Raw genomic sequence first — 8,122 nt, 5'->3', positions numbered from 1 at the left:
CTTCCTTAGCGCCCAGCGCCTGATCCATGCGAACGGTGCCTGACAAAGTGCCGGCCGTATCGTCGACCTTGGCTGCGTCTGCACGCTGCAAACGAGCCTCGACCACTTCAAGTGAAAACTGCACGGGGTGGATTAACAGCCAACTGATGGCGGCATCAGCGGGCGCATCCTCGAACGTCAACAGCCAAGCGGTGCCAATTGCCTGCAACTGGTAGTGACCAAGCAGCCCGCTGCCATCGAGAGATTGCTGCAATGACCGCTCGACGTTTTGCCCAATGGGCCCTGTCGCCACCTCGCGCAACAACAGATCCAGCGCTTCGGCCTGGCCACGCAACTTCGGCGTTTCGGTCTGCCAATGTTCAATCTTTTTCAGCGGTGGCTGGACGAACAGCAGCCAGATCAGCACGCCCCCCAACATCAATGCGGTGCCCGCGACCAGGCGTTTTTCGCGCAAGGTCAGCGGCGCCCAATGCCGATGAATCTGTGCACGCAGCAGCAGCCAGCGAGCCCTATAGATCGCCAGTAGATTATTCATCGTCACTGTCCATGACGGCATCGTCCTCAACTGCTGCCGGCTCAACCTGCGGGCTGAAAATCCACACGTTGTCTTCGCGTCTGGCGACCACCCCGGGCTGCGTCAGCGCTCCCGACAATGCGCCATCGGCGGGTGCCTGCGCTGTATCGGCAGCCAACTCCAACTGCAAACGTCCCTGCTCAAAGATCATGCGCTGGACGCTGCCCGCCATAAACGGCAGCGCGCTTGCGGCGTGTTGCACCAGATAGGCAAACCCGTGATTCGCGTCGGCCGTCCCACCGCTGTGCCGGGCTGCCAATTGCTGGCGAGCCTGCTGCAACGGATTGAGGATCACCGGTAATTCTGGAAAAGCCTGCTTCACCCGCTGGCTCATTTGCGCCTTGAGCTGCTCGCCCTGGGTCACTTCACGGGCCGCGTAAAGGTTCAGCCCAGACACCCAGACAACCATCGCCAAGGCACAACAGCAGACTGCCCTGCCCCAACCGATGGTGTGTCCGGCCGCCTTGCCGATGCCTGCATGCAACCCCCATCCCGGCGCAACGCCACACCAGCGCTGCTCCGCAGGTCGTGGTTCGAAGACTGTTGCAGGAGCATCCGCGCCGACCCACTGCAAGCCGCGACCACTGGTGACGAGTTCATCCAGACGCTCCTGCACCAACGGTTCTACCGAAGCCTGCGCGCGACTGAAGCGCAGCAGCAATTGCCCGTCCAACACGCAGGCGCTGACCTGCCCCTGCGCTGGCACCGGCAAAGCGTAAGGCGCCGGGTAAAGGCCTCGCAGCTTCAATCGGTGCTGAGCCAATAACAGCCCGAAACGATCCAGGGATGACTGCGCGAGCCAGGCCAGCGCCACTTGCCCCGAGACCTCACGAGCACTGTGTGCAACGTACATTTGTTCAGTGCCACCCAGAATCAGCGCCTGCGCGGCACACTTCACCGCCGCATCGATTTTCACCGGCGTCAGCGGTGGCAACTGCAAACTGGTCAGTACGCTGTCCGCCGGATGCAGAAAAAATTCGACGGGCTGTAACGGCCACTCCTGTTCAATCAGCAACAGCGTACTGACACCGGTCTGACTGACCTGGTCGTGCCGATCCAGACGCGCAAATTCAACCTCAGAGTCTGAGGTCAAACCCGCCAGCGGCGGCAAGGCGACGCGCATACGAGTCATACGCCGAGCCTCGACCAGACCACTTTCGGCAGGTCGTCGGCGGGTCGATGCAGCAACGCATCCAGGCTGACGCGGCGCTGGTCACGACGCGCGTGTCCGCGCAGCAGAAACCAATCGCTGCTGATGCCGACGTTCAGTCCGTCGACGGTCAGATGCGGCAAGTGCAGACGGTTGACGAAGTCCCCGCGATTGATGAACCACTGGCCCCGATCGCGCTCCACCACCACGGCCCTGGCCTGCGCAAGCGATAACCCCGGCACCACCGCCACCAATACCTCGGCGCTGGCAGTATTACCGTTGACCCAGGTCTTGGCTGGAATCAGGCTGACATACTGATTCAAGCGCCCAAGCAGTTGCTCGTTCATGCCTTCGAGGCCACGTAAATCATCAAGGCTGCGTAACATCGGTTGAGTGGCCGGCAAGGGTCTTCGACGCGCACTCGGCGACGTCGCACGGACGCCGTCGAAACCCGTCTGCGCCATACTCGGCCCGGCGGCTTGCAGGTCTGGCATTCTCGGGTAGGAGGCAATGACTCGCTGGCTGATGCGCTGGCTGAGGGCAGCATCGATTCCGATCATTTCGCAGAGCCGTTCGAAGCTGCGCAACTGTCCGCCATCGACGCGCTCATTGCTGAGTAAATTGCGCAGATTGAACTTGCCCTGCTGATCCTCGATGCGCCCCTCGAAACCGCCCCCCGGCGAACTCAACAAATGGCTTTTGACAGGCTGCGCCCAAGGTTGATCGAGCCGGGTCAACGCGTCCTGTTGACGCGTGTCCCTGAGCAGTTGCCGACTGAGTTCCAGCCCCGCCAACAACGCGGCAGCGCCCTGCACTCGGGACTGTTCCGCTTCAAGAGAACGGGTAAAGACGCTCTGCCGGGTGAGCATGCCAGCGGCGATCACCGCAACCACGGCGGCAATCAGCAAGGCGCTGATAATGGCCATGCCGCGCTGTTTCTGCGCCTGTGGCGAGGATGATTTCATGGCCGCTCTCAGAGCTGCCAGGAACCAATATCGGCATTGACGCCGTCGCCGTCGGGTTGGCCGTCGGCGCCGAGAGAGAAGATGTCGATCTCACCGTTCGCGCCAGGATTCAGATAGTGGTAAGGACGACCCCACGGGTCGTTGGGCAAGCGTTCCAGATAAGAGCGCCAGTTGCTGTTTTTCGCATCCGCCGGACGCTCCACCAACACCTTGAGCCCCTGATTCAGCGTCGGATAAGTGCCGTGGTCGAGGCGGTAAAGCTTGAGCGCCTGCATCAGGCCGGCGATGTCTTGTTTCGCAGCGGTGGCCCTGGCCTGATCAGGTCGGTCGAGCACTTTGGGCACGACCATCGCCGCCAGAATGCCGAGGATGACCACCACCACCATGATTTCGATCAGGGTGAAACCCTGCTGGCCTCGACGGCCTGCGGACTGAGATTTGACGCGCACGAAATCCATTTCAACCTTCCTTGGCATGATTACATTCGGCGCGCAGTGTAACAAAAGCCAGTCATCGTACAACAATCATTAACGCACTGTTTTTCTGCACATTCGCCAAAGGACGGGTGTTATTCTGCGGGCCGGTTTCAACCGCAGAGACAAGCATGGAAGCGTTGCGCAAGGAGCGAGGTTTCACCCTCATCGAGGTTCTGGTGGCCTTGGCAATCATCGCCGTGGCCATGTCTGCGGCCGTTCGCGTTGCGGGCCTGATGACCCAGAGCAATGGCCTGTTGCGCGATCGCTCGATCGCTTTGCTGGCGGCGCAGACCCGACTCGCCGAACTGCGTCTGGAGGAAGATTTTGCCCCGGGACTGAAAACCTTCGACTGTGATCAAGGTCGCCTGCGACTGCGCTGTGATCAACGCATGACCCGGAGCACCGATGGACGACTGATGCGCGTGACGCTGCTGGTTTCCGATCGCGAACGTCAGGCACCGCCCCTGGCGCGACTCGAAACCTTACTCGGCCGGCCGCAGGAAAAGCGCCAATGACACCGCTCAGGGTCGAGTCAGCCGAGGCAGTGATGGGGAGTCTGGCAGCGTGCTGACTTTTAATCGGCTCTGTTCTGCGCCACGCTCAATGACCACCGCATCCTGTTCAATGGCTATCACGCGCACACCCTGGGTCAAGCGATCACCCACCCGAAAACTGCGCGGCGGACCGTCGTTGAGACTCAGAATTGCCACCGCGGCGTGCGCCCCTGCCAACACTCCGGAAACCTTGATAGCCAACGGTGCGGGCTGGTTGGAAAACCACTGCAAAGCCGCTGTGTCGGCGCGCGTCGACAACACTTGGGGTGCCACCGCCGGAACGTGGGATTGTGCCCGCGTCAGCAACAGCGCAGACCAGAACAGTCCCCCTGCGAGTGCAGCGATCAGCGCCGCCGATTGCACAAGCTGCGTTGCGGATATGCGAAAAATAAATGCCAAGACCCAACCTCCCTGTTGTCCTGCGCCGCAGTCTACAGGACAACATTCGCTTTTCTATCCGGATTGAAGGTTCGAATCCGCCAGGATGGATTCACAACGAAGGAACGTTGCGGTATGACCAAGGACAGACAAACGGGCTTCACCCTCATCGAATTGATGGTGGTGTTGATCATCATCGGTATTGCCAGCGCCGCCGTCAGCCTGAGTATCAAGCCTGACCCGGCGCAACTGCTGCGCAAGGACGCCAATCGCTTGATCCAGTTGCTGCAAATTGCCCAGGCCGAAGCCCTCGCCGATGGACGCCCGATCACTTGGCTGGCGGACAAAAACGGCTTTCATTTCAGTCGTCGCAATGAACAAGGCCCAAGCTTGGATCACTTTCTCGCCGATCCGCAACTGCGCCCTCGTCACTGGGAAACGCCATCGCTGAAGGTGCGAGTGACACCCAGACAGCCGCTGATACTGAACGCCGAGTGGTTCGATTCCCCCGTGCAACTGCAACTCTCGGACGGCCAGAACACGCTCACCGTGCAACGTACCGCCACGGGCAAATTGACCTTGGCCAACCAGCCATGAATAACCGGCAAGAGGGTTTTACCCTGATCGAAGTGATGGTCGCGATCCTGCTCATGGCGATCGTCAGCCTGATTGCCTGGCGCGGTCTGGACAGCGTGACCCGCGCCGACACGCACCTGCAGGCGAGCACCGAACACACCGAAGCACTGCTGCGCACGCTGCATCAACTGGAACGAGATATCGCCTTGCGCGCCAGCATCGAACTGCGCGAGCCACTATTGAACGACAACGATGACGAACGATCCGAGCAGCCAGCGGCAATCAGCGTGCGCAGTGCCGACGACCAGCGCTTTCGTCTTGACGTGATCCGCAGTGCAGCCACCTCGCAGAACGGCTTGCAGCGCGTGCGCTGGTGGTTGAAAGATCAAACCCTGTACCGCGCCGCCGCCACGCCACGTGATCACTACCCGTTGCCTGCGCCGAGACAGGCAGTGGCGGTACTCGACAGCATCAGCGATCTGCAAGTGCGCGTCTGGGAACCGGAAATAGGATGGCGCCAGCTCAGCGGCAACCGCAAAGAAAACCCCCAAGGCCTGGAAATCCGCCTGACCCGGCAGACGCTTCAAGGCGAAGAACACTACCGCCAGGTTTTGGGCCCACTGGATTAGTCTCTGGGCGATATTGCGTATTGCCCTGACACGCGCAGCAACGGTAACGTCGAACGTCAGTTACCGAGGAAATCTCATTGCACGACTCTAAACTTCTCGAAGATCTACGCGCTCGCTTCAACGCTGGAGAGCCTCTGGATTTCACCTTTTTCTGGGGACACCAGCGAAGCAAAGACGCCGTCACGGCTTCGTGCTTCAGCCAGTGGTACGAAGCCGAATTCGTTGTCGAGGGGCAACGCTACCCGACAGCCGAACACTTCATGATGGCCGAGAAGGCAGCCTTGTTCGACGATCAGGAAATTCGTGCACAAGTGCTGCTGGCCCCGACCCCGAACGCCGCCAAAGCCCTCGGCCGCAAGGTGCACGGGTTCAACGACCCACTCTGGCGGCAACACCGATACGACATCGTCGTCCGGGCAAACCAAGCCAAGTTTTCCCAAAACCCGGAGCTGAACGAATACCTGATGCGCACTGGATCTCGGGTCATTGTCGAAGCGAGCCCGGTTGATGCCATTTGGGGAATTGGGCTCGCGCAGGATCACGCAGATGTGAACGATCCAAATCTGTGGAAAGGCCTGAATCTTCTGGGGTTTGCACTGATGCAGGTGCGGGACGGCAGGGTTGGATCGTCCTGAGTTTTATCGGCGGTGGCGTCAGCAACGAAAAAGCCTTGGCGTGTGCCAGGGCTTTTCTAAATGCATGAAGCACGCAGGCGAGGATGCAGGATTGATGGACTTTATTGATTTTCTGGGAAACCTTTGCAGCGCATTCAGTAACTATCAAGGCTATGAAAAGCCTCGCCGGGTGTTTACCCGAAGATTCGTTGCGTTCTGCGTATTTGTGGCTGTGTTTGAGCTGATTGCGCTGAACCTTTACTACGCATAGACGGGAGGAATCAGATGTCGAGGAAGGCATCAATTCTCGTGCAGAGGCGATCTCTGATTTTTAATGGTGTTTCACGCTTAGAATCAACCCGTACCTGATCGTCAATGGTGATTGCCAATGACTACAAGTTAGCCGCGCTGGCATATCATAAAGAGACACGCACTAAAAAGGCCAATACAGAATGCATTGGCCTTTTTAAATGAATTAAACGACCGGGACAGAGTGACTCTGATAGTCGCTTAGCGGCACCTCCTGTTTGTGCTCGCCCCACCCCCCGATTTTATTGATTTGTAGCACCAGAAAAACCCAACAACTGCACAGCCAGAAAAGTTAAATCGAACGAAAACTATTGGAACGTGAGAACATCATCATCCCGCACGAATAGAAACACCAAGAACCACGCAATCATTCTTAGTTCGTGAACGTGTCCTTTGGATATTGAGTACCGATGGGATCACCGAGAGAGTTTGTCGGGTCTAGCGACCGTCCTCCCGCCGGAACAAACCTGAGTTGGAGGGAACCGTCATTGTCATCAAGGCCGTCGAACGTGTCATTGATCATCATCCACACATCCTCACCCCCCCTAAACTCCCCTCGCAGACCCAGCGCCTCTGGCGATCCATTCTCGCCGACTCTAAATATTGCCTGCCCCACTATTGCCTTCTCACCGCTATAAGGATATTTCTTGTCCCCCTTATCAATATTCATAATGTAGTAGTTGCCCTTGCCTACACCATATCCTTTAGCATCACAGGTTCTGGCGTCTCGTTCGCGAGTATTGAAGCACCATGTACCATCTGCATAAAGATTGCCTGCCGATGGAATTTTCCCGATACGCTGCCAGCCCTTATTTGCATGAATTTTACTTTCCATTTAGTGATACCTCATCAACCAGGAAATAGAATTTTTGTCTGCTGCAAAAAAAACTATAGTTCGATATTTCTTGGCGTCAAAGATACTTACGGCCTATATACTTCTATATACCAGACCTACAAAGTAACATCAGCACTATAGCGCTATTTCGAAAGTGCTAAGTCGTAGAGCAATAGATTTGATTGGCGCCCTCACAGACGCGACACTCTAGAAGCAATGTCGTCTAACATCGGGAGTAATGGCTTTCATCGACATCTAGCATGCATTGATGCAGTCGTGTGTATACGACAGCATGACCCCACGCAGCCCGACGTCGCAGCTTTTGGCTGAGTGCGCATCGAAGGCAATCAATTCACTAGGACTGCCGCTGACCATCTTGAGGAAAGAATCGGGATGCCCCCTCAAAATTCCCCAAGCATGAAAAAGCCCAACCTTTTCAGATTGGGCTAAGTCATTGAATTATATGGTCGGGACGGAGTGATTCGAACAATCGTCCCCTAGCACCCCATCTCCTTTTTCATACTTCTTGAAAGCTTCCAAAATTTTACTCTGGATTTTCCCAAGCGAGTACTTACTTGAGATCCAGCGGCGCTTTGCTCTACGAGACTCCAGTAACGTCCATCAGGAGCTGACGTTTTTGTGGGGGTAAAAATAGGGGGAGTCCATTTCATGGCCAAAATCACCATCAAAGAACTCGAGTCGCTGACCGCCAATGATGCCGGCCGGATACTCACCGGTCGAGTCTCAGTCCGTAAGGACGGCGTACATTGCCCCTTGAATTTGACTCGCCAGTCGCACATAGAATTTACACTCTCGTTGATTGGCTAAATCAGAGATGGGGCGTGCCGCCTGAAGAAAGTCATCATACGTGCAAGTGGTGTTTGCCATCAGAGCGGAGAAATTTGGGAGCGCTTCAGCATCTGCCTGTTGTGTTGGCGCCCAGGCTTTCAAAGCTCAGTGAGCCCCTCCTTCAAGTACACCGTGAGGACATTTCTGCTTTGCCGGCTTCGTTCGTGTTTACGCCGACGCTGAATTGACCCACATACCGAGGCAAGAGAGCCC

The 8,122-nt window shown here is 57.1% G+C and carries 12 protein-coding genes; 6 read left to right on the top strand and 6 right to left on the bottom strand.

The window, feature by feature from the left end; genetic code table 11:
- The 4 genes from gspM to gspG form a co-directional block, all read right to left on the bottom strand.
- A partial coding sequence (gspM, locus tag ACWR1S_RS27035) for a type II secretion system protein GspM (RefSeq protein WP_454565636.1) occupies window positions 1–535 on the bottom strand: 535 nt, incomplete at its 3' end.
- Window positions 528–1,706, bottom strand: coding sequence for a type II secretion system protein GspL (gspL, locus tag ACWR1S_RS27030; protein ID WP_454565635.1), 1,179 nt, complete (start codon window positions 1,704–1,706; stop codon window positions 528–530). The genes gspM and gspL, both read right to left, overlap by 8 nt.
- Window positions 1,703–2,689 carry a type II secretion system minor pseudopilin GspK gene (gene gspK / locus ACWR1S_RS27025; protein WP_454565634.1) on the bottom strand — a complete coding sequence of 329 codons (987 nt, stop codon included), beginning with the start codon at window positions 2,687–2,689 and terminating at the stop codon, window positions 1,703–1,705. The genes gspL and gspK overlap by 4 nt, the downstream gene beginning before the upstream one ends.
- A gap of 8 nt (window positions 2,690–2,697) precedes the next feature.
- Complete coding sequence (gene gspG / locus ACWR1S_RS27020; RefSeq protein WP_454565633.1) at window positions 2,698–3,147, bottom strand: type II secretion system major pseudopilin GspG; 450 nt, start codon at window positions 3,145–3,147, stop codon at window positions 2,698–2,700.
- Between the two features lie 146 nt (window positions 3,148–3,293).
- Between gspG and gspI the strand changes: the two genes are divergently transcribed.
- The gene (gspI, locus tag ACWR1S_RS27015; RefSeq protein ID WP_454565632.1) at window positions 3,294–3,680 is read left to right on the top strand and encodes a type II secretion system minor pseudopilin GspI; all 387 of its coding nucleotides are present in this window, start codon (window positions 3,294–3,296) and stop codon (window positions 3,678–3,680) included.
- 6 nt (window positions 3,681–3,686) lie between these two features.
- Here gspI and ACWR1S_RS27010 read toward each other — a convergent pair whose 3' ends face one another.
- The gene (locus tag ACWR1S_RS27010; RefSeq protein WP_454565631.1) at window positions 3,687–4,118 is read right to left on the bottom strand and encodes a type II secretion system protein N; all 432 of its coding nucleotides are present in this window, start codon (window positions 4,116–4,118) and stop codon (window positions 3,687–3,689) included.
- A 114-nt stretch (window positions 4,119–4,232) separates the two neighbouring features.
- Here ACWR1S_RS27010 and gspH point away from each other — a divergent pair, with 114 nt between their 5' ends.
- The 4 genes from gspH (at window position 4,233) to ACWR1S_RS26990 (ending at window position 6,187) form a co-directional block, all read left to right on the top strand.
- Entirely contained in the window at window positions 4,233–4,694 is a 462-nt protein-coding gene (gspH, locus tag ACWR1S_RS27005; protein ID WP_454565630.1) for a type II secretion system minor pseudopilin GspH, read from the top strand.
- Entirely contained in the window at window positions 4,691–5,302 is a 612-nt protein-coding gene (locus ACWR1S_RS27000) for a PulJ/GspJ family protein (protein ID WP_454565629.1), read from the top strand. Before gspH ends, ACWR1S_RS27000 begins: the two co-directional genes overlap by 4 nt.
- A 77-nt stretch (window positions 5,303–5,379) precedes the next feature.
- Entirely contained in the window at window positions 5,380–5,937 is a 558-nt protein-coding gene (locus ACWR1S_RS26995; protein ID WP_454565628.1) for an NADAR family protein, read from the top strand.
- Window positions 5,924–6,187 carry a hypothetical protein gene (locus tag ACWR1S_RS26990; protein WP_454565627.1) on the top strand — a complete coding sequence of 88 codons (264 nt, stop codon included), beginning with the start codon at window positions 5,924–5,926 and terminating at the stop codon, window positions 6,185–6,187. Before ACWR1S_RS26995 ends, ACWR1S_RS26990 begins: the two co-directional genes overlap by 14 nt.
- A 411-nt stretch (window positions 6,188–6,598) precedes the next feature.
- Here ACWR1S_RS26990 and ACWR1S_RS26985 read toward each other — a convergent pair whose 3' ends face one another.
- Window positions 6,599–7,060 carry a hypothetical protein gene (locus tag ACWR1S_RS26985; RefSeq protein ID WP_137217965.1) on the bottom strand — a complete coding sequence of 154 codons (462 nt, stop codon included), beginning with the start codon at window positions 7,058–7,060 and terminating at the stop codon, window positions 6,599–6,601.
- 669 nt (window positions 7,061–7,729) lie between these two features.
- Here ACWR1S_RS26985 and ACWR1S_RS26980 point away from each other — a divergent pair.
- Window positions 7,730–7,888 carry a hypothetical protein gene (locus tag ACWR1S_RS26980; RefSeq protein ID WP_454565637.1) on the top strand — a complete coding sequence of 53 codons (159 nt, stop codon included), beginning with the start codon at window positions 7,730–7,732 and terminating at the stop codon, window positions 7,886–7,888.
- The last annotated feature ends 234 nt before the right edge of the window (window positions 7,889–8,122 follow it).

It is taken from the genome of Pseudomonas sp. AIG (assembly GCF_977020205.1).
The sequence above is the reverse complement of the archived record's forward strand: the minus strand, read 5'-3'. Positions and strand labels throughout refer to the sequence as shown.

Bases quoted from the DNA above. Each gene is read 5' to 3' on its own strand.
- gspL (WP_454565635.1), bottom strand. From the start codon at position 1,706: ATGACTCGTATGCGCGTCGCCTTGCCGCCGCTGGCGGGTTTGACCTCA.
- gspK (WP_454565634.1), bottom strand. From the start codon at position 2,689: ATGAAATCATCCTCGCCACAGGCGCAGAAACAGCGCGGCATGGCCATT.
- gspG (WP_454565633.1), bottom strand. From the start codon at position 3,147: ATGGATTTCGTGCGCGTCAAATCTCAGTCCGCAGGCCGTCGAGGCCAG.
- gspI (WP_454565632.1), top strand. From the start codon at position 3,294: ATGGAAGCGTTGCGCAAGGAGCGAGGTTTCACCCTCATCGAGGTTCTG.
- gspH (WP_454565630.1), top strand. From the start codon at position 4,233: ATGACCAAGGACAGACAAACGGGCTTCACCCTCATCGAATTGATGGTG.
- ACWR1S_RS27000 (WP_454565629.1), top strand. From the start codon at position 4,691: ATGAATAACCGGCAAGAGGGTTTTACCCTGATCGAAGTGATGGTCGCG.
- ACWR1S_RS26985 (WP_137217965.1), bottom strand. From the start codon at position 7,060: ATGGAAAGTAAAATTCATGCAAATAAGGGCTGGCAGCGTATCGGGAAA.
- ACWR1S_RS26980 (WP_454565637.1), top strand. From the start codon at position 7,730: ATGGCCAAAATCACCATCAAAGAACTCGAGTCGCTGACCGCCAATGAT.